This window comes from Collinsella aerofaciens (assembly GCF_028207065.1).
Taxonomy (GTDB): Bacteria; Actinomycetota; Coriobacteriia; order Coriobacteriales; family Coriobacteriaceae; genus Collinsella; species Collinsella aerofaciens_AR.
The window spans coordinates 53509-73229 of sequence record NZ_JAQLFP010000002.1 but is presented as its reverse complement, the minus strand read 5'-3'; the positions used below and the strand labels follow the sequence as shown (position 1 = coordinate 73229).

At 59.7% G+C, this 19721-nt stretch carries 18 protein-coding genes; 10 read left to right on the top strand and 8 right to left on the bottom strand.

Going from position 1 to position 19721, the window contains the following annotated elements:
• Window positions 1–40 precede the first annotated feature (40 nt).
• The 10 genes from PMX72_RS01410 (at window position 41) to PMX72_RS01365 (ending at window position 13890) form a co-directional block, all read left to right on the top strand.
• Window positions 41–1894 carry a serine/threonine-protein kinase gene (locus tag PMX72_RS01410; protein ID WP_271728891.1) on the top strand — a complete coding sequence of 618 codons (1854 nt, stop codon included), beginning with the start codon at window positions 41–43 and terminating at the stop codon, window positions 1892–1894.
• Window positions 1891–2904, top strand: coding sequence for an FhaA domain-containing protein (locus PMX72_RS01405; RefSeq protein WP_117640705.1), 1014 nt, complete (start codon window positions 1891–1893; stop codon window positions 2902–2904). Before PMX72_RS01410 ends, PMX72_RS01405 begins: the two co-directional genes overlap by 4 nt.
• A gap of 6 nt (window positions 2905–2910) precedes the next feature.
• Window positions 2911–3327, top strand: a complete 417-nt coding sequence (locus PMX72_RS01400; protein ID WP_006235180.1) for an FHA domain-containing protein — start codon at window positions 2911–2913, stop codon at window positions 3325–3327.
• A complete protein-coding gene (locus PMX72_RS01395) occupies window positions 3324–5258 on the top strand; it encodes a Stp1/IreP family PP2C-type Ser/Thr phosphatase (RefSeq protein WP_271728890.1) in 1935 nt (644 codons plus the stop codon). Before PMX72_RS01400 ends, PMX72_RS01395 begins: the two co-directional genes overlap by 4 nt.
• Window positions 5259–5274: 16 nt before the next feature.
• Entirely contained in the window at window positions 5275–8145 is a 2871-nt protein-coding gene (locus PMX72_RS01390) for an FtsW/RodA/SpoVE family cell cycle protein (RefSeq protein WP_271728889.1), read from the top strand.
• 132 nt (window positions 8146–8277) lie between these two features.
• On the top strand, window positions 8278–10233 hold the full coding sequence (gene pknB, locus PMX72_RS01385; protein ID WP_271728888.1) for a Stk1 family PASTA domain-containing Ser/Thr kinase: 1956 nt from the start codon (window positions 8278–8280) through the stop codon (window positions 10231–10233).
• Between the two features lie 514 nt (window positions 10234–10747).
• On the top strand, window positions 10748–11995 hold the full coding sequence (locus tag PMX72_RS01380; RefSeq protein WP_271746118.1) for a site-specific integrase: 1248 nt from the start codon (window positions 10748–10750) through the stop codon (window positions 11993–11995).
• Between the two features lie 218 nt (window positions 11996–12213).
• A complete protein-coding gene (locus PMX72_RS01375; RefSeq protein ID WP_117629696.1) occupies window positions 12214–12459 on the top strand; it encodes a hypothetical protein in 246 nt (81 codons plus the stop codon).
• A 9-nt stretch (window positions 12460–12468) separates the two neighbouring features.
• Window positions 12469–12855 (top strand): hypothetical protein, encoded by a 387-nt coding sequence (locus PMX72_RS01370; RefSeq protein WP_271728886.1) that lies wholly within the window; start codon window positions 12469–12471, stop codon window positions 12853–12855.
• A gap of 456 nt (window positions 12856–13311) precedes the next feature.
• On the top strand, window positions 13312–13890 hold the full coding sequence (locus PMX72_RS01365; protein WP_271728884.1) for a hypothetical protein: 579 nt from the start codon (window positions 13312–13314) through the stop codon (window positions 13888–13890).
• Between the two features lie 42 nt (window positions 13891–13932).
• Here the strand turns inward: PMX72_RS01365 and PMX72_RS01360 are convergent, their stop codons facing one another.
• The 8 genes from PMX72_RS01360 to PMX72_RS01325 form a co-directional block, all read right to left on the bottom strand.
• Window positions 13933–14670 (bottom strand): metallophosphoesterase family protein, encoded by a 738-nt coding sequence (locus tag PMX72_RS01360; protein ID WP_271728883.1) that lies wholly within the window; start codon window positions 14668–14670, stop codon window positions 13933–13935.
• Window positions 14670–15395 (bottom strand): metallophosphoesterase family protein, encoded by a 726-nt coding sequence (locus PMX72_RS01355; protein WP_271728882.1) that lies wholly within the window; start codon window positions 15393–15395, stop codon window positions 14670–14672. Before PMX72_RS01355 ends, PMX72_RS01360 begins: the two co-directional genes overlap by 1 nt.
• Window positions 15392–16030, bottom strand: coding sequence for a metallophosphoesterase (locus PMX72_RS01350; protein ID WP_271728881.1), 639 nt, complete (start codon window positions 16028–16030; stop codon window positions 15392–15394). Before PMX72_RS01350 ends, PMX72_RS01355 begins: the two co-directional genes overlap by 4 nt.
• Window positions 16031–16301: 271 nt before the next feature.
• The gene (locus PMX72_RS01345) at window positions 16302–16427 is read right to left on the bottom strand and encodes a hypothetical protein (protein WP_255413310.1); all 126 of its coding nucleotides are present in this window, start codon (window positions 16425–16427) and stop codon (window positions 16302–16304) included.
• A gap of 187 nt (window positions 16428–16614) precedes the next feature.
• Complete coding sequence (locus PMX72_RS01340) at window positions 16615–17814, bottom strand: relaxase/mobilization nuclease domain-containing protein (protein WP_271728880.1); 1200 nt, start codon at window positions 17812–17814, stop codon at window positions 16615–16617.
• Complete coding sequence (locus PMX72_RS01335) at window positions 17811–18083, bottom strand: hypothetical protein (RefSeq protein ID WP_271728879.1); 273 nt, start codon at window positions 18081–18083, stop codon at window positions 17811–17813. The genes PMX72_RS01340 and PMX72_RS01335 overlap by 4 nt, the downstream gene beginning before the upstream one ends.
• 2 nt (window positions 18084–18085) lie before the next feature.
• Window positions 18086–18343, bottom strand: coding sequence for a hypothetical protein (locus PMX72_RS01330; protein WP_271728878.1), 258 nt, complete (start codon window positions 18341–18343; stop codon window positions 18086–18088).
• Between the two features lie 690 nt (window positions 18344–19033).
• Complete coding sequence (locus tag PMX72_RS01325; protein ID WP_271728877.1) at window positions 19034–19696, bottom strand: hypothetical protein; 663 nt, start codon at window positions 19694–19696, stop codon at window positions 19034–19036.
• Window positions 19697–19721: the final 25 nt, after the last annotated feature.

Genomic DNA, 19721 nt, shown 5'->3' with positions numbered 1-19721 from the left:
CGCCGCTCGCAAACGAACTTTAAACGCACGAGGGTTGGCCATGCCGCTTTTCTCGCAACATACCGCCCGGTTCTCGCCGGACGTTCCTTTGGAGGGCACCAGCTCTCGCGAGCTGCTCAAGCGGTACCAGCCGCTCGAGACACTTGCGACCGGCGGTTTTGGCTCCATCGAGATCTGCCGCGACACGCACCTGCGCCGCCGCGTCGCCATTAAACGCATCCCCCTTATCAACGGTGCCGGCATGCCCGCTAGCGACATCATGGATGTCCTGCGCGAGGCGCACACTGCCGCCATGCTTCAACATCCCAACATCGTGCAGGTTATCGACTTTACGCACGACACAGCCTATGCCTACCTGGTTATGGAATATGTCGATGGCATGTCGCTGGCCGAGTTTTTGCACCGCGCGGACGGCCACTCACTTACCTTTGACGAGGCCGCGGCCATTGCCGATGCCCTGGGCCAGGCGCTCACCTTCGCCCACAGTAATGGCGTACTCCACCTGGACATTAAGCCCGCCAACGTGCTCATCGACCACTCGGGCAATGTAAAGCTCACCGACTTTGGCATGGCGCGGCTGTCGTCCGCCGGTGGCTTTGGCGGCTCACGCGGCGGCACCATCGGCTACATGCCGCCCGAGCAGCTCGATATCGAGACCGGCACGGTCGACGAGCGCGCCGATGTCTTTGCCCTCGCCTGTGTGATCTACGAGGGCTTGTGCGGCAGCGCTCCCTTTATGGCGGCCACGCCCGCCGACTCGCTCGACCGCATCATCGGCGGCGCCACCTATCCCAGCGAGCTGATACCACACTTTCCCCCGGGAGCCGAGGCCGCGCTCATGAGCGCGCTCTCCCCCATGCCGCAGGACCGCCCCAACAGCATCGAGGCATTTTGCGACCAACTCCTTGCCGGTCTGGGCAGCGTGCGCGAGGGCCGTCGCAGTCTGGAGCAAATGGTTGGCGAGCTTTCGGATGACGAGCAAGAGCTCGACGATATCGAGCCGTCGTACTACGAGGACGACGCCATCGAGGTCGACCCCGCGCTCGGCTGGGCGGGCACGCGCTGGAGCCATGCGCGCGACTACACCATGCACGCTATCTCGGCGCTAACGTGCGGCACCTTTAGCTTTTTGCTGATGCAAACGGCCGGGGTCGCGGCGCTTCCCGGCCTGGTCATTGCGGCCATCGCGATCGGAGCGGCGGCTGGCCTGGCCCCCCAGATTGGCTCGGCCATCTCGGCTGTGGGCTTTTTGGTGCTCATGGCCAACGCCACCATGCAGGCGCAGGGCATCCTGTCGATGTTGCCCGTCGCGGTGATCTTTGCCGCTGCCATGTCCGGTTGGTGGATCGCCTGGGGTCGCACCGAGGCTGCCGCGAGCGCCGCACTCACCTGCGCGCTTGCGCTTGGCTGTCTGACCGGCAATACCTTCCTGGCAGCTGGGGTCGCCGCCGGCGTCGCGTCATTTTGGCTCGGCCCGGCAAGCGCCGCCGCGGCAACGGGCATGGGCGCGCTTTTTGCCCGTCTGGCCACGGTCGCGCTTTCAGCCGGAGGCGTGCTGGGGCTCGGCAACGTTGCCGCAGCGCTGGAAGACCCGCTCCTTTGGGCTGCCTTTGCGCTGGTCGCGACAACTGCCGCGGCGTCATCTGCGCTGCTCAATGCCCATGTCAAGCGTGCCGATCAGGGCTCAAACCTTGCCGCCATCGCCGCCATCGCTGTCACCGGCATCGGCTGCGCAGCGGCATCCTGTCTTGCACACCATATGGAAATTGCCAGCCTTGCAGCCGCGGTCGCCGCCAAGGCGGCAGTTGCGGGAACCCTATCCTCTATAATCGTTGGGATATGCCTATATTTGCTCGGATACCAAAGAACCTATACGGAGAGTGATCTTTCGTGAACTTCCTGAACATCTTCGAGGACCACGTGGCCGGCATCTTCGGTGCCACCCGTGCCCCGTTCTCCTTTAAGAAGCTTGCCAAGCAGGCCGCTCGCGACATGGAGGATCAGACTCTGGTGATCAATGGCGTCAACACGGCGCCGGCACTCTATACCATCCTGATCGCCGCCGACGACGATCCCATGCTCGCCCCGTTCTACCCCGAGCTTTCGCGCGAGGTCCGCGAGTTTGTGAAGGCGCAGGCCGAAAAGCGCCGTTATGTCTTTGTCGGCGAGCCCCTCGTGCGCTTTATGATCGATCCGCAGCTGCGCGCCGGCAAGTTCTCGGTCTTTGCCGAGAACGTCGATGCCCCCACGCTCGGCCGCCTGTACGAAGAAGAGCGCGCCTATCAAAACGGTCTGGGCCAAAACAACTCCGCGGCAAGCCGTGCCGCCAGCGCCCCGCGCGCCGGCCAGCAGCAGTTTGCTGCCCCGCAGCCGCAGCGCCCCGCCGCCATGCCCCAGCAGCAGCCGACGCCTCGCGCCGCCGCTCCTGACCCGCTTGCCGTAGCAGATCCCTTCGCGCCTAGCGTCCCCGACCCCGCCGCCGCACCCATCCCGGTGCCGCAGACCGTCTCGCGCGACGCGCTTGCCGGCATGGGCGGAGCCGCCGCGACCGGTGCCGCCGTGGGCCTAGGCGCCGCAGCCGGCATCGCCTCCAACATGGCGAGCACTCGCGCCCCACAGCGCCCGCTCGCCCAGCTCGTCGACGTCGTGAGCGGCGAGAGCCATAGCATCACCTCCGCACAGGTGACTATCGGTCGCGAGCGCTCAGTTTCCGATATTGCCCTGCGCGACCCCAACGTGTCGCGCCGCCACGCCCAGCTCACCTTTACGGGCTCGGATTGGTCGATCGAGGACCTCAATTCCACCAACGGCACGCTCGTCAACAACCGCCGCATTACGCGCTGCCCGCTGCGCAACGGCGATCTGCTGACGTTTGGCCTGAGCACCTTTGAATTTAGGGGATAGTCTCTTATGAACATCGATATCGTCCTTTTTGCAGGCCGCATCGTCCTGGTCGCCCTGCTCTATATCTTCCTGTTCGCCGTCATGAAGACCGGCGTGGGACTTGTGCGCGGGCAGCGTCGCGACTCGGCTATCTGGACGATCGATGTGGACAAGGGTCCGCGCGGTATCCGCGGCATCCACGTAGACATGCTCGGCCCCGTCATCGTCGGTCGCTCGCCATCTTCGGACATCTGCATCAACGAACCATTCGTCTCGGCCTCGCATGCGCGCTTTTCGCTGCAGGGCCCGGCGCTCATCATCGAGGACCTCAACTCGCTTAACGGCACGCTCGTCAACGGCCGCCAGCTTGTGGAGCCCGCAACGCTGCGCGAGGGCGACGAAGTCCAGATCGGCGATGTGGTCATGAAGGTGAACCGTCGATGATCGACGAGGAGAACAAGTCCGCGACTATGACCGAGGCACCGGCTGCCGCCACAGCTGCGCCGGCCCACGCCGCTCCGGCGGGCTCCGCACCCGTGGAACCCGAGGACACCGTGTTCTCCCTGCCTCTTTCGCATGTAACGCATGATATTTCGGATCTCGCCGATAACGAGGACGAAGCGGATGCCGTAGCGGCGCCCATCGGCGCACATGCTGCGGAACAGCCCACAGCGCCCGAAGCAACCTCGGCGCCAGCTCACTTTGCAGAGCCCGTCGCCGCGGCAATCAACGAGAGCGCTGCGGTGTTTGCGGCACCCGAGCCCGCCGCGCCGGCGTTTCCCATAGCCCCGGCATCCGAGGTTGCGCCCGTGTCTACGCCGGCGCCCGAAGCGGGGCCATCCCCCGAGAACGGCCCTGCACCCAAGGCCCCGCAGCCTGCGCCCGCAAGCGAGTCCGATACCGTGGCCGAGCCCGCCGCCCAGTCGCAAAGCACGCCCGCGCCGTCGCACTTTGCGACACCCGAGCCTATAGACGTCAGCCCGCAAGACGACGAGTCGACCGCCCGCGCGTCCGAGGAGCCCGGCTCCCCGGACACCGGCGATTCCGAATCAAGCGCCGAGACCGACACCGTCTCTCCCGGTGACACAGCCGAGATCGACGTTGCCGCCGTTGAGGCCAAGCTCAAAGACCCCGGCTCGACCATGAGCTTTGAGCCCCTGACCGAGGAGCGCATCGAGACCGACTCGACCTATGATGCCGGCACCACCACGCAACTCATGTGGGGCGCCCGCTCCGACGTTGGCTGTGTGCGCCCGCACAATGAGGATTCCTACCTGGTGCAGTCGCCGCTCTTTTGCGTATGCGACGGCATGGGCGGTCACGCCGCCGGCGAGGTAGCCTCTTCCATCGCCGTCGAGACTATTGCCAAGACGGCCCCGCAGTCCGCCGACGCAGCACGCCTGGCCGCAGCCGTCGAGGCAGCCAACGCCGCCGTAATCGAGGCGGCCCTGAACGGCCTAGGCAAGCCCGGCATGGGCTGCACGGCCACCTGCGCCTATATCGAAAACGACACGCTCGCCATCGCCCACGTGGGTGACTCTCGCGCCTACCTGCTCCACGAGGGCACGCTCATCCGCGTGACCCGCGACCACTCCTACGTGGAGGAGCTCGTGGACGCCGGCGAGATCACGGCAGACGAGGCTCGCGTCCACCCCAACCGTTCGGTCATCACCCGTGCGCTGGGCTCGGACCCCGCCATGTATGCCGACCACTTCACTCTGCATATCGAGGAAGGCGACCGCCTGATCCTGTGCTCCGACGGCCTTTCGAGCATGATTCCCGATAGCGATATCGAGAACATCGCCACGCAGTCCTCAACCGCGCAAATCTGCGTCGACAACCTAGTGGACGCGGCGCTTGCCGCCGGCGGCCACGACAACGTGACCGTAGTAGTCGTTGACCTGGTCGACGATGGCGTTATGCGCGAGGCGCAGCGCGTGCGTCGCCGCAACATTACTATCGCCGCCATCCTGGCCCTCGTCTTTGTGCTGGCAGCTGGCATCTGGGCCTACACGGGTGTCACCGGCTCGTACTACCTGGGTACCTACCAGGGCAATGTCGCCGTTTGGCGCGGCCTGCCCGGCAAGCCGCTCGGACTCAAGCTCCACTGGCTCGAAAGCGAAACCAGCATTAAGCTGTCCGACCTGCCCGAAGACACGCAAAACCGCCTCAAGGCGGGCATTCCGCAAACAAGTGTCGACGATGCGCAGGACACGATATCCAAGTACCGCCACCAGATCGACGAGGAGCAGACCCGCCAGGTGATCGACGCGCAAACGATTCGCGACAACACCAATCAGGGATCGACCTCCGAATCGGATTCCGAGAAAACCGCCGAACAGTCCGCCGAGGCCGAAGCCTCCGATAAGAATTAGAAAGGGAGTGCCGCTTATGAGTCGCCGCAACACCGAGCTGCTCTTGCTCATCGCCTCGGCGTTCCCCGTCATCCTGCTGTATGCGATGTACGTCCTCACCGCGGGCGCTGCCATCTCCTTTGAGACGCTCGCCGTACCGATCGGCCTCTTTGCCGCCTTTGCCGCGGCCCACATTGCCGTGCGCATCTTGGCGCCCGGTGCCGACCCCGCTATCCTACCCATTGTCTTTGTGCTTTCGGGCATCGGCATCACGTTTGTGACGCGTCTCGCCCCCGCTCTCGCCATCTCACAGCTCATCATCCTGTTTGTCTCGGTGGCCCTGATGGTGGGAACGCTCGCGTTGGTTAAGAACCTCGACGTGGTCATGCGCTACAAGTACACCTTTGGCATTATCGGCATCATTCTGCTGATGCTGCCTATCTTTATCGGCACCACGATCTCGGGCTCCAAGCTGTGGATTCGCATCGCAGGCTTTACCATCCAGCCCGGCGAGTTCGCCAAAGTCTTTATCGTGCTGTTCCTGGCCGGGTACCTGGCCGAGAACCGCGAGCTGCTCTCCATCTCCAACCGCAAGATCCTGGGCTTTAAGATCCCTCGCCTGCGACTGCTGCTGCCGCTGTTTGCCGTGTGGGGTGTGTGCCTGCTCGTCGTCGTCTTCGAACGCGATCTGGGTTCGGCCGTGCTGTTCTACACCATCTTCTTGCTGATGCTCTACGTTGCCACGGGACGATTCTCGTATGTCGTTATCGGCCTTGCGCTCTTAGCCGTTGGAGCCGTGGGCGCCTACAAGTTCCTGTCTCACGTTCAGGTGCGTTTCCAGGTTTGGGTCGATCCGTTTAAGGACGCCCAGGGCCAGGGCTACCAGATCGTCCAGTCGCTCTTCTCGCTTGCCGATGGCGGTCTGGTCGGTGTTGGTATCGGCAACGGCATGGCCAACAACATCCCTGTCGTCGAGTCCGACTTTATCTTCTCGGCCATCGGCGAGGAGATGGGCCTTTTGGGCGGCGGCGCCGTGCTCATCCTGTTTATGCTCTTTGCCGTGCGTGGCCTCACCACGGCTGCCCGCGCTAAATCCGACCTCGCCGCCTTTAGTGCCACGGGCCTTACGGCCGCCATCAGCTTCCAGGCCTTTTTAATCGTGGGCGGCGTTACCCGCCTGATCCCGCTGACCGGCGTCACCCTACCCTTTATGAGCCAGGGCGGCTCCTCGCTGCTGGCAAGCTTTATCATCGTCGCGCTCCTGCTGCGCGCCGGTGACGAAGCGACCGGACGCGAGGCCGAGCTTACCGGCACCGGCACTATGGCCGCCATCACCGATGATCAGGTCGCATCTGCCGCCGCCCCGACGGGCACGCGCTTAGCCACCTCGTCTTCCTACGGCAGCGGCAGCCATTCCGTCGGCTCGCGCATGCGCCGTCGCCTGCTCGACACGCCTGAATCCGGTGTGCTCGGCCGCGTTGCGCTCGCCAACCGTCTAACCCGTGCGGTGCTCGCCTTTACGGCGCTGTTCGCCATCCTTATCGGCAACCTCACCTATGTCCAGGTCATTAAGGCCAAGGACTATCAGGACATGCCGACCAACAACCACACCATCGCCCGCTCCAAGTACATCCAGCGCGGCTCCATCATCACGTCCGACGGCGTGACGCTGGCCGAGTCGCTGCAGCAGGAGGACGGCACCTACGTACGCTCCTACCCCAACGGTAACCTGGCAGCGCACGTGGTTGGCTACGTGAGCCAGCAGTATGGCACCACCGCCATCGAGAGCGTCATGAACGACACGCTCACCGGTTCTAAGGACTACTCCAGCTGGAACAACGCCATCGCGTCGCTCGCGGGCCAGACCCAGCCGGGCAACACCGCCAAGCTCACCATCGACTCGCGCATCCAGACGGCGGCCGAGCAGGCACTCAAGGGCTTTAAGGGCGCTGTAGTGGTCATCGACCCGCGTACCGGCGCGGTACTCGCATGTGCCAGCTCGCCCACCTACGACAACACCAACATCGATGCCCTGCTGCAGACGGGCGGCGGCGAGGACGGCTCCATGTACAATCGCGCCATGGACGCGCTGTACACGCCGGGCTCAACGTTTAAGGTCGTTACGCTTTCCGCGGCACTCGAGACCGGTACCGCCAGCCTTACCAGCACCTACCAGGCGCCCGGCTCCATGGACATCGGCAACGCACCGGTCACCAACTATGCCAACGAGAGCTACGGCACCATCAGCCTGCAGCAGGCCTTTGCCGTGTCCTCCAACGTCGTCTTTGGCCAGGTGGCAAACGAAGTTGGCGCAAACACGCTCGTGCAGTTTGCCAACGCCTTTGGCTACGGCCAAAAGCTCGGCCAGGACCTGACCTCCGCGGCCTCCATCATGGCCGACCCGTCGCTCATGACCGAGTGGGAGACCGCCTGGGCCGGCGCCGGCCAGCCTGTCGGCATGGACCACACGCCCGGCCCGCAGACCACCGTCATGCAAAACGCCGTGATTGCCGCCGCCATCGCTAACAGCGGCGTGGTCATGGACCCGTACTTTGTAGCCCAGGTACTCGCCCCGGACGGAACCGTGGTCAAGACCACGCAGTCCCGCTCGCTGGGTCAGGCCGTCAGCTCTGCCACGGCCGACCAGGTCAAGCAGGCCATGCTTGCCGTCGTCCAGTCCGGCACCGGCACCGATGCCCAAATCCCCGGCGTCAAGGTCGCCGGCAAGACTGGCTCGGCCGAGACCGGCGGCACCAACGTCAACTCTATGTTTGTTGGCTTTGCACCTTACGATTCACCCACGGTTGCCATCTCGGTGGCCCTGGAGGATTTCGACAAACACGACGTCAAGGCAGCCAAGATTGCCGGCATCGTCCTGACCGCGGCTCTCGCCGCACAGGGAGCGTGATGCCCGTGATCAAAGAGGATACTTGGGGCACGCCGCGGCCGATGAGCTAGCGGCAACGCGCCACACGGCCCCAGCGGCCACACATTTGGTACTACACACATCGTTGAGCGAATAGTTATGTTAGGAGCAGGAATGGAACAGAGGGTCCTCGGGGGAAGATACCTCCTCAAGGATAAGGTGGGAACGGGCGGCATGGCGACCGTCTTCCGTGCACAGGATCAGGTCCTCGACCGCACGGTTGCCGTCAAGATCATGCTGCCGCAGTATGCCGGCGACGCCACCTTCGCCGCCCGCTTTAAGCAGGAGGCCCAGGCAGCGGCCGGCCTGTCCTCCCCCTATATCGTGGGCGTCTACGACTGGGGCAAGGACGGCGACACCTATTACATCGTCATGGAGTACCTGCGCGGTACCGACCTTAAAAGCGGCATCAAGAGCCACGGCGCCCTCGATCCCAAGAAGGTCGCGCAGATCGGCTCGCAGATCAGCTCCGCGCTTTCGGTCGCACACAAGCACGAGATCATCCACCGCGACATTAAGCCGCAAAACATCATGGTGCTGCCCGACGGCAACATCAAGGTAATGGATTTTGGCATCGCACGCGCCAAGAACAGCCATCTCACGCAGGATAACAACGTGCTGGGCACCGCCCACTATGTAAGCCCCGAGCAGACCCGCGGCCAGGACCTCGGCCCCACCTCGGATATTTACTCGCTGGGTGTCGTCATGTACGAGTGCGCCACCGGCCGCGTACCCTTTGACGGCGACGACGCCATCTCGGTTGCGCTCAAGCAGGTCAACGAGCTGCCCATCCCGCCGAGCCAGATCAACTCCGGCGTCGATGCCGACTTGGAGCGCATCATCCTCAAGTGCATGGAGAAGGACCCGGCAAACCGCTTCCAGACGGCCGACGAGCTGCGCCAAGTGCTCAACAGCTACCTGTCCGGCCGTGCCGTCAACGTCTCGGAGCCCACGCGCATCATCGGTGCCCCCGGTGAGCTGGGCGCCACCAAGACCCGCGAGCTTTCCGATCAGACGCGCGCCATGGTGCGTCCCGTCTCGGGCGTGAGCGGCCAGAATACCGCCCGTAGCTCAGTTTCGGGCTCCACCGGCTCCTACGAGGTCGAAAAGCCCAAATCCAACAAGAACAAGATCATCGCCGCTGTGGTGGCAGCCGTTGCCGTCATCGGCATCGTGGTGGCCTTTGCCACAGGACTCTTTGGCGGCGAACAGGTCACCGTGCCCGACGTGCTGGGCAAGGACCAGCAGACTGCCGTCGAGCTGATCAAGGAGGAAGGCCTTGAGGTCGGCACCATCGACCAGAGCTATAACGACGATGTCGACGAGGGCAAGGTTGCCGAGCAGACCCCCAACGGCAACACCAAGAAGCCCAAAGGCACCAAGGTGAACCTGGTGATCTCCAAGGGCCCCAAGCCCTCCGAGAAGGTTGAGGTTCCCCGGCTTGTCGGTCTAACCAAGGACCAGGCAGAGGCGGCACTGGCAAGCGTTGGCCTAAAGGGCAACGCCACCGAGGAGGCCAACGAGGCCGACGAAGGCCAGGTCTTTGAGCAGGGCACCGACGCCGGCAAGGAAGTCGAGAAGGGCACGACCATCTCGTACAAGGTCTCGAGCGGCCCGGATACCACGTCCGTCCCCGACCTGACCGACATGACCGAGGCCCAGGCGCGCAACGCCCTCGATATGGCAGGCTTTGGCGTCGACGTGAGCTACCAGGAGAACGACTCGGTTACCGAGGGCACCGTGATCAGCTGGAACCCCAGCGGCAAGCAGAAGCCCGGCGCCACGATTACCGTCGTCATTGCCAAGAAGTCCGGCAAGGCCTCCGTCCCGGGCAACCTATACGGCAAGAGCATTTCCGCCGCCGTTACCGCGCTCAACAACGCCGGTTTCTATAACATTGGCTTCTGTGACCAGAACGGCAATCCCGTGAGCGGTAACGAGGATGCCACCGTTACGGGCGTCTCCCCCACCGGCAAGCAGTCCACCGACAGCACGATTACGCTGACGGTTGCACTTTCTGGCTCGGGTTCGGGTTCGGGTACGGGCGGCGATTCCGGTACGACCAACTAGTCGCCACCCAACCGCTCATTACGGCTCTCGCCGCAAACATATTCGCTCACAGGCGCCCGCTTGCTCCCCCAGCAAGCGGGCGCTTCATTTTTGACATGGCATGAACCAGAAGAGCCCGGCACCGTGGCGGTGTACCGGGCTCGATCAATCTCTGGTGCCCCCGGGCGAATTCAACCCCCCCCCGCAGGAAATTGGTGACGCGGGTGTCGACGGCTCGAACCCTGCCCTTAGACCAGAAGAGCCCGGCACCGTGGTGGTACCGGGCTCGACAAATCTCTGGTGCCCCCGGGCGGATTCGAACCGTCGACACCCGCTTTAGGAGATATGATTTAATGCTACCCCCTATCATTCATCAAGCATCATTGAACATCATATAACCGCAGATAAACATAGCAGTTTGTGTCTTTTGCCTCCGGTAGCTGCGCCTACGCTTTTACAAACATATTACTAACAGCTTTAGCTAAACTGCACTCATTGAATTGTTGAAAACTATTCAAAGAAACGGAGTGCAAAGATGTCAGAACAGCCACTCATTAGCGGAAGAGGCACGTGTTGGAAAGACAAGAGATCACCTAACACCTATCGCTATTATTTTTCCCTTGGGGTCAAGGACCCTAAGACAGGGCGTTACAAACGATCCCCAACTTATACAGTTCGTTGCAAGACTAAAACAGAAGCTAAGGCTGCAATGCAGGCCAAGCTGGCTGAAATCAACTCCTCTGGCACGATCACTAAAACTAAAAAGCCCACTTTGCTTGCGTCTTACTGCTGGGCCTTTCATGAAAATAGGGACACCGAGCTTGCGCCAACGAGCTATGAAAGAGAAGCGTACGATTGCAGGCATATCGAAGACCTATTCGGTGCGTTTCAGACAATTGAGGGGCTAACTCCCGATCTAATCGAAGAAACATATGCCGAAGCTCGTCGTACGGGAAAATACAAACCATCAGAGCTTGTACGAATCAATGCAAAACTGCGTCAGATTCTGTCGAATGCAGTCGCAAAGAGAATAATTGACCGAAACCCCTGCGCTACCGTTCATGTTCGCAGACCACGCAACAAAAGAGAATCACTGACAATCGACCAAGTAGCTACCCTATGCACACATCTTCAACACATTGAGCTCACCGCCGAAGCTGTTGGTACGCTAGTACTAGTGTATACGGGTATGCGAAAAGGCGAGATGCTGGGCCTCGAATGGCGCGATTGGGACCCTGCCAATAAAACCTTGAAAATTGACAGGCAGTACACCAACGATCATGAACTGAGGGCACCCAAGTCACAAGAAAGCCAACGCAAAATCCCCGTTGGAGAAACCCTGGCCGAACGTCTTCAATCATGGTCAGCCATACAAAAAGAGCTCCTGGCCTCTCTGGGGCTGTCCCAGACTGGCAGCACTCCCATCATTAGCGATATTGCTGTCGAGCAAGGGGTCCCTACTGTCTGTCACATGAAGAACTACATCTTCAACCATTGGTTTCGCGATTTCGCAGTTAGCTGCAATCTTGGAATCTATGAGCCGAACAATTCGACTGGCGGAAAACTATATAAGGGCATCTGCCCGCATCAGCTCAGGCATTGCGTAAGCACTTTTATGCTGGCGAACGGATCGGACGTTAGAAGCGTGCAAGGTATTCTTGGCCACGCGGACCCCAATATCACGCTCAAAACGTATACAAGCCTCGTTCAACAATCAGAAATAAAAGCAGTTAAAGGCTACGAAGACTTCATCAACGCCTATATACAGAGAAGCGAGAAATAGCATGTTTTTCATTCATCGTTTTATTCATAATATTACGGTACTATAATACCGTTTCCGCAGGTAGATGCTTTATTTGATTGACAACTAATGAGTTTTAATACATGCTAAAGCTGTCAGATGGCTACGCATGTAGTCATAGAAACCGGCCCCCCAAGTGCTTATGAACCTGGTAAGTCTTACAAGCACAGGGAGGGCCCTCATTGAAAGGATAGCTCATCATGGCTACTCCACAGATTAGCACTCAGGCGTCCACACCGACTTTCCCCACTGGTGCCGCTCAGTGCGATCGGTTGCTCCGCGTTAACGATATCCGCGAACTCACTGGCTGGAGCGAAAACACCGCGCGCAAGTTTATGCGCGAGTCCGGCAAGCTCATCCAAATCCATCGCTCGAATTACATGTTTGAAAGCTCGTTCTACGAACTTTTCAAGCAGCTTGAAGGTCGTACCGCCCACCTTGACTAGGCGGTAAACATGAGCGAGCTACCGTCAATTTCCGACAAATATCGCGATGATGTTAATGAGCAACGAGAGATTAGAAGGAAAATGGATAACGCGAATTTTATTTCGGTGCCCGACTGGGCGTGTTGTGCCACCACTGTCGCTGCCGAGCGCCTCATCCTCGGCCTAGTATGGAAGCTTGGAAATCCTTCCAAAAACAAACGAGCCATGGGCTTTTACGCAAAAAGCAAATGGATTGAGGAGCGCTACCACCTAAGTAAGAACACGATCTCCCGGGCCTATACCTCTTTGACGGATAAGGGGTTTATTCAAAAAGCGGGCGATGGCAGCTGGATGCTTAATTACGCCGCAGTCTACCCCGCCGCAATCGAAAACGGCTGGGAGCCCAAGAAATCTTAAGTCCATAGCCCGACTATCGAGGTCGTGAAGGTCGGTAATCGCCGGGCGTCTATAAGAGCATGCCGCGGATGTAAAATGAAGCAGGGTCGAACCGAAACAGTTCCCGGACAATTGGCGTCCGGCCAGACACTTCGATTCGACCCTTTCTCATACCTGCATCTAAAATACTCCCATAATCATTCTCGACATCTTTAACGCCCTCACCTCCTACCACCAGCACGTCGTAGGTGCCATTTTCAACGAATCGATATGGCCGTCCATTCATGGTCTTTAAGGCACGTGATACCATGAAAGCGTGCGGTATTTCTCCAATCGAAAACCTGCGCGAACGCATGACTTGAACGCTTTTAGAACTCACCAAGCGCAGGACAAACACAACTCAACAGCGGCCGCGTATTTGTTCCCAGCCGTACGCCATGGCGGAGCCATGCCCATTGTTGATTGGAGTGCCGCACGATGACAGACAACCCGAACGACAGAAAAATCAGCAAGACGCCCGGCGCGAAGGACGTCCTCGATGAGGCCGCCGAGCAGATTGAAAAGGCTTGGCGAGAGAAGCTGCTGCGCGAGACCGCCGATCTCAAGACCGAGAACGCGCTGCTCAGGGCCCAGCTCGACGAATTCAACCGCAAGCTCGCCGAGGCGACGTATCGGAATGAAAAAATTGAGGCCGACTGCAATGAGCGGATTGCCTTTATAGAGGAGAAGTTCGAACTCGATACCGCGAGTCTCGAACTCGAGAACAACGAGCTCCACGCCGCGGGCGTCAGGTACCTCTCCCGTGCCAGGGAGCTCGGCAGGCAGGTCGTCCAGCTCCATGCCGAGGCCGTGGCCATGGTCGACGAGATCGAGCGGCTGCGCGGCGAGCGTGATGCCGCGCTGAAAGCCCAAGCCGAGTTGAACGACGCACTCCTGGCCCAGCGCGACCTGATGGCCGAGGTCGCCGCCCTCAAGGACCGCCTTGCCGCCTCCGAGCAGCGTGCGGCCGTGGCCGAGGCCAAGATCGAGGTCATGACCCAGATGAAGGGCGAGTAGCCCCGCGCTTCTCCTATCAGGCGGCTGATTTCTAGAGACCTCCTAGAACGCTTCTAGGAGGTCTCTAGAACCGAGCGCGGCATCTTCAATCGGCACGATGTCTCGGTAGATCAGGCGATGCTTGGCGTCGCACCATCTGTCGCCGTGGTAGTGGCCGAAGAACCAGACGCGATAGTCGAGCCGCCCGTCGAGCTCGCCCAGGAAGGTTTGCAGTTGATCCCCACGGTACCCGCGTCCATGCTCGCGGCACAGCACCTCAGCAAGGGCAGCAGGGGCCTCGTGAGTCACAACGCAATCGACCCTCCAGCCTACGCGGTTGAGCGAGGCGCGGCAGTGGTCCATCTCCTCCTCGCTCGGCATCTCCTCGGGCCACCAGCTCCTCCCCTCCTTGCGATACTGCCTGTCGTTGCTCGCGGCTCCGCCCATGGTAAGAACCGTGGTTCCCGCGATGTCGAATACCTCTCCGCGCATGAGGTGCAGCACGTGCGGTCGTACCTCATGGACGAGACCGCCGCTCCACTCCCGCACCGGCAGTTCTGTCAGGGCGTGGTGGTTCTCGTGGTTGCCGTCTACGAAACACGTGGTCCACGGCTTCGACTCAAACCAATCGAGCCAATACCTCTCAGCATTCGAGCCGTCCCAGACAAAGCCGAAGTCGCCGGCCACGATCACCGCGTCATCGCGCGTCAGGGTCCGGCCCAGCGGCCAATTTTTGAATGCAAACCGGCTGGACCCGTACTCGGCCCTGCCGTGCACGTCGCCTGTCACATAGACCGTCATCAGTACGCGCCCCACGGCAGGAGTTTGTCCCCGAGTCTCACGATTCGGTCATACAGCACCGTGTGCCGTTCGTCCGGGTTGCCGTCTCGGTGAAAATGGCCGTAATACCAGCGCTTGTAGTCCAGGCGGTCCTCGAGCTCGTCGAGGAATCCGGTCAGCCGGTCCACATCAGGGCGTTCCCAGCCCGAGTCCGGATAGAGCGTCGGCGAGAGCATGCGCGTGGCACAGGTATGGGTGATGACGCAGTCGACCTTCCAGCCGACCTCGTCGAGCTTTGCCCGCGCGGCATCGAATTCGCGCTCGTCCGGGAGCTCCTGAGGCCACCAGCTGGAATACGGAACGCGGTATTCCCTGTCCACGCTCGTGGCACCGCCCATAGTGAAGATTGTCGAGCCGTCGAGCTCGAAGACCTCGCCGCGCGTCAGGCGCCGAATGGGCGAGGTGTCCGACAGGCGCTGCGTCAGCCCGCCATGCCACGGCTCCATGGGGCGCTCCTCCCAGTGATCGAAGCGCTCGTGGTTGCCGTCGACGAACAGTACCGTGTAGGGGCACGACTCCAGCCAGGCGATGTCGGCGCATTCCTCGGCAGAAAAGTTCCACGGAAAGCCAAAGTCACCGGCAACGATGAGATAGTCGTCGCTGGTAAGACTGTCGCCAAGCTCCCAGTCGCGGAGCTTTTGCATGTCGAGCCCACCGTGGATGTCGCCCGTCACATAGACCGTCATCGGATCGCCTCTTCCCTCTTGTACGCCGCCAGCTCGCGCTCGACCTGCCTGTCGCCGGTCTCGTTGACCCACCAGGCCCATTTCACCCGGCCGCACGGCTCGTCGACTCCGGCGAACCATTCCCTCAGCTCGTCGAGGCTCACCGGGGAGTGCCCGTTGGCATCGCAACCGACGTCGTAGCGCAGAAGGCCCTGCTTGCGGTTGAACTCGTTGTACGCGCCACCGCTGCTGTGGATGTGCCCGTGGAGGTGCCACGATCCATGGCTCATGCCCTGCCAGTCGGCAATGGGGTAATGGCACAGGACGATCTTCTGCCCGTCGATCTTGAGCACGCAGATCGGCGGCTCCACGGTGAAGGCGCCCGCGACCGCCGGCTGGGTCCAGTCCTTGTCGTGGTTTCCCGGGACGAGGTGGATGCGCCTGCAGGCGATCCGCTTGCGCAGCCCGTAGGCGTCCTGGGCGGTCATCTTGAATGAGAAATCCCCCAGGATGTAGAGCTCGTCGTCCACGGCAACCCTGCCGTTGATGCTGTCGACGATGGCGTCGTTCATCTGCCAAATCGTCTCCCACGGGCGGTCGGTGAACTTCAGCACGTTCTCATGCCCGAAGTGGGTGTCGCTGGTAAACCAGATCATATTTACGTCTCCTTCTGTCGCTAAAAAACGCTCTCCTTCGAGGTCAGGAGACGTTTTATGAGCGACATGAGGTGCATATCCCTCATGTTTCAAGCTCCAATCTGTCGGGTTTGCCCAACTAAAAGTTTACGCCCACGCGCCCACGCGCGAACAGGATTTGATTTTTGAAATATGGACGAATTCCTCGTCAGGAGGGTAGAATGGTGCCGACGGCAGCCCAAGTTGTAGTGAGCTGGGCAGAGCCGTTGCTTAATAGAGTTAGGTCATCGTCTTAGCGACGGTGGCCTTTCTTTTTGGGCTTCGAGCCCTGCTTGAGTGCCTTGGAAAGGCCGACAAGGGCCGTGAGGAGCGAGACCGTAGCGGTCAGGAGCTTCACGAGCTCGGTGAAATCGGTCATGGGCATCACCTCCCATCGAATGGAGGGCTCTGCCCGGCACGAGGGCTGCCGACAGCAAGGACGATTCTATCAGAGCGGCTGACTCCCGCCGATCAATTCATACTCCTCACCCTCGCCGAATTGCGAGCATGAAAGAATCGGCACTGGATGGCAGCACGCTAGGGCACCGACGATAGGCTCTCCAAAACTAGCGAGGCGTGTCTCCGCGAGCGTAATCGCCTCGGTCGACCGCACGATCGACCTGCGGCGAGATGTCGACGTTGCCACCATGGGCTCGGCCTGCGGCGCGAACGCGGTCATCGCCAGCATCGGGAACGGCGCCGGCGTAACGGTTTCGAATCTCCCTTGCGTAACCGCGCCGGGCAAGAAGCTCATCACGAACCGCCGGATCCTCGAGCAGATCTTCATCGCACTTCGGTGCGATGAACTTAGGGAAGAGATTGTAGGCGACGCCCTTGCTCGCCTTTGCCTGCTCGACCCACGCCGAATACGCTTTCTTAAGCCGTTGAATGTAAATCTCGCAACGCCTCTCATAAGGAAGGGCTCGCTCGGCTTCAAGCACGTTATTTTTGAAGGCCACCTCAAGTTGCTTGACCGCAAACCGACCGTCAAGACGGGTCAGGTTGAAAGTGCACTTCGGGTTGCCGGCCTCTTTGATATCAAGATCTGTCGCATAGACACGATTGTTCTTGATGAAAATGTCTACGCCCCATGAGGCAAGTAATTTTTTGAACTGCTCCATATTCTTCGGGTGGTAGTCGTTGATTGCAATATGGATCAGCTCGCGCAGATTGTTTTTATAACTGTACTCTCCGCGATCGACAATCTCCTTTTCAATATCGCGCGGCTGTCGATCTCGAATCTTCGAATTCTTCTTTCCCTTTTCGAGCTGGGCGAGATTCCAGTCCTTATCGAGTTCGCGGACCCATGAGGCGCGTTCGTACTTTCCATGCCGCCCGCCCGTCTCGCAACGCTTGCCAGTTAACAAATCGGTACGGTTGATCGCCATGTGCACTGCGTAGCGTTTTCCCGCCTTATCGCTTTCTTCGTGCAGCGCGAGAATCACCTGTTGATGCAGATAGTGCTTCGCAAGCCATTGCTCCGCGTAGGCCAAACATGCATCGGGGGTCATCTTGCCCCCGTTGCATGAGCATTCTTCCGGAAGGAACGCGAGGATCTGATGAAGCAAGATTACGTTTTTGGCTCCGGCTCTCGACGGCTTGTCGTGATGGAAAACCTTTCTGGTTCTATCCATTTTCGAAAACCAGCGATCGCTGTATTCGATGTTCCAGCCACCACGCGCAAGCGCATCTTTTCCGTTGATGTATTTACGGACGTTCTTTGCGTAGCGATCGCTCGAAACGCTTTTCTGTTTGATAACCGTCACTTCACATCACCACCAACGAAATAGCGCTTCTCGAGCTCATCGATAAAACAGTCCAGCTTACGCCCAACTTGGTAAACCTTTTCGAGTGTGCGGAAAACAGCTTTCTCGTTGTACGCGGGAAGCCCCTGGGCGTTCACGAAGTACATCAGCTGATTGAGATTCGTTCCTTCCTTCAGAAGTTCGTGATAAATCTTGTCGATCGACGCCCGATCGACATCGATTTTCTCGACATTCCCTTTGAGCAGTACGCGCCGCGCATACGAGCTCACGGTCACGCCAAGGGAATCAGCATTGCTTTCGATTTTCTTTTTTCTTCCGGCGAGACCCGGACGTGAATGTCATCGGTTCGGAATTTCTGCCCAGCGATTTCCGAAAAACCAAAATCGATATCGAGATCGTCGGCATTGCACAAAACGAAGCGGATGAGTTCCGCCTCGCTCATCTCATGTCGCTTTGCGATTGCAGCGATGGTTTTCTTCTCGTCATTTGAAAGAGACGCCTTGACGGTGTGTGGGCGGAGCCTGCTCATGATTCCTCCTCGGAAAACGAATCAGCGATCGGAGAGGCCTCCGATCAAAACCTGCTATGCGATTCGCTTTCCTTGATGAGGAACGGCTGGCGTCGTTCCAAAAATGAAGAATCGTCGCCGCGATTCTTCATCGCGAAGTTTCAACTTCACGATAACCTTATCGCCGCAGCAGGCGATAGGCAAGGTCTGTGGCGTGGTGTTTTTGGGGTCCGAATGGGCCCACAAAAATGCCACCCACAGTCATCTTGCAATCACCGGAACGGCGATTGGGCGGAGCGTAGCGTAGACACGAAATGAGAGGCCTCGTTTCGAGCGAAAGGCTTCGCGGTGTCGTAGTGTCAGCGGAGACCGTGAGCGGAAGCGAATTTTTAACGCGAAGGATGCTGAGTGTTAGAAATTCGCTGTAGCGAGAGCGGAGCGGTGATGCGAATGCGAGGGATGCCGAGTGTTTGCATTACCGCGCAGCGGACTCCGGGCGAGGGCTGAAGCAAGTTGATGGAAGACCTTACCGATTTGCGGAAGGTTTTGCCCAAAGCATCCGGCACCGCCGGATTCTTTTGGAACGGCCTCTCGTTTGATTGCTTTTCTATCGTTTGCTCCCAGACTGGGCGTCTAAAAAAGGCGGCCGAACCGGCCGCCCACAAATAAATAAACATTTACCGAATGTAAGAGGAGAGGAACATATGTCCATCATTCCCAGTGACCGGCAACATCGACGACCCAATGCTGCCCCGTAGCCTTCTGTTCATAATGTCCCTGGTCCTCAGAGGTAGTATACGAATCATTGATATATGCTCCATGGTCTTGACCTTGTTCCCACATTGCGTCACTATGAGCTGACCAAGCGGCTATAGAATCGAAAGATGCACCGCATGCACTACAAATGTAACGTTCATGACGCGTATATACCACATTCGGCACCCAGACCTGGCTGTAATCAGTCTCCCAGTGGCCCTGCTCGGCAACCCACTTCTTCTGGCTACCGCCGTTGGAAGAGGAATTGTTGCTGCCAGAGCCCTGCGAATTGCCGGAATTCTGCTTGGACTGGGAGGAATCGCCCTTGCTGTCCGACTTCGAGGAATCGGAAGACTTGTTATCCTCCTTCTTGGAGTCATCGGACTTCTGGTCCTTGTCGTCGGATTCTTTCTTCTCCTCGGTCTTGGTTCCAGAGGTTTGCGCCGCCTTTTCTTCGCTTGGCTTCTTTTTGTCTTTGTTCTTTACCGCTGTGGCGGCCCTTTCCGTAGAGCCGCTTCCTTGCTTTGCAACGCCGGCACATCCAAGTTGAGGTGCCGAAAGGCACACCAGAAGCGCAACGATAATAGCCTTTTTTCTCACACCGATCTCCCCGTCCATGAAACCGGGCGTTGGACACTAGCCG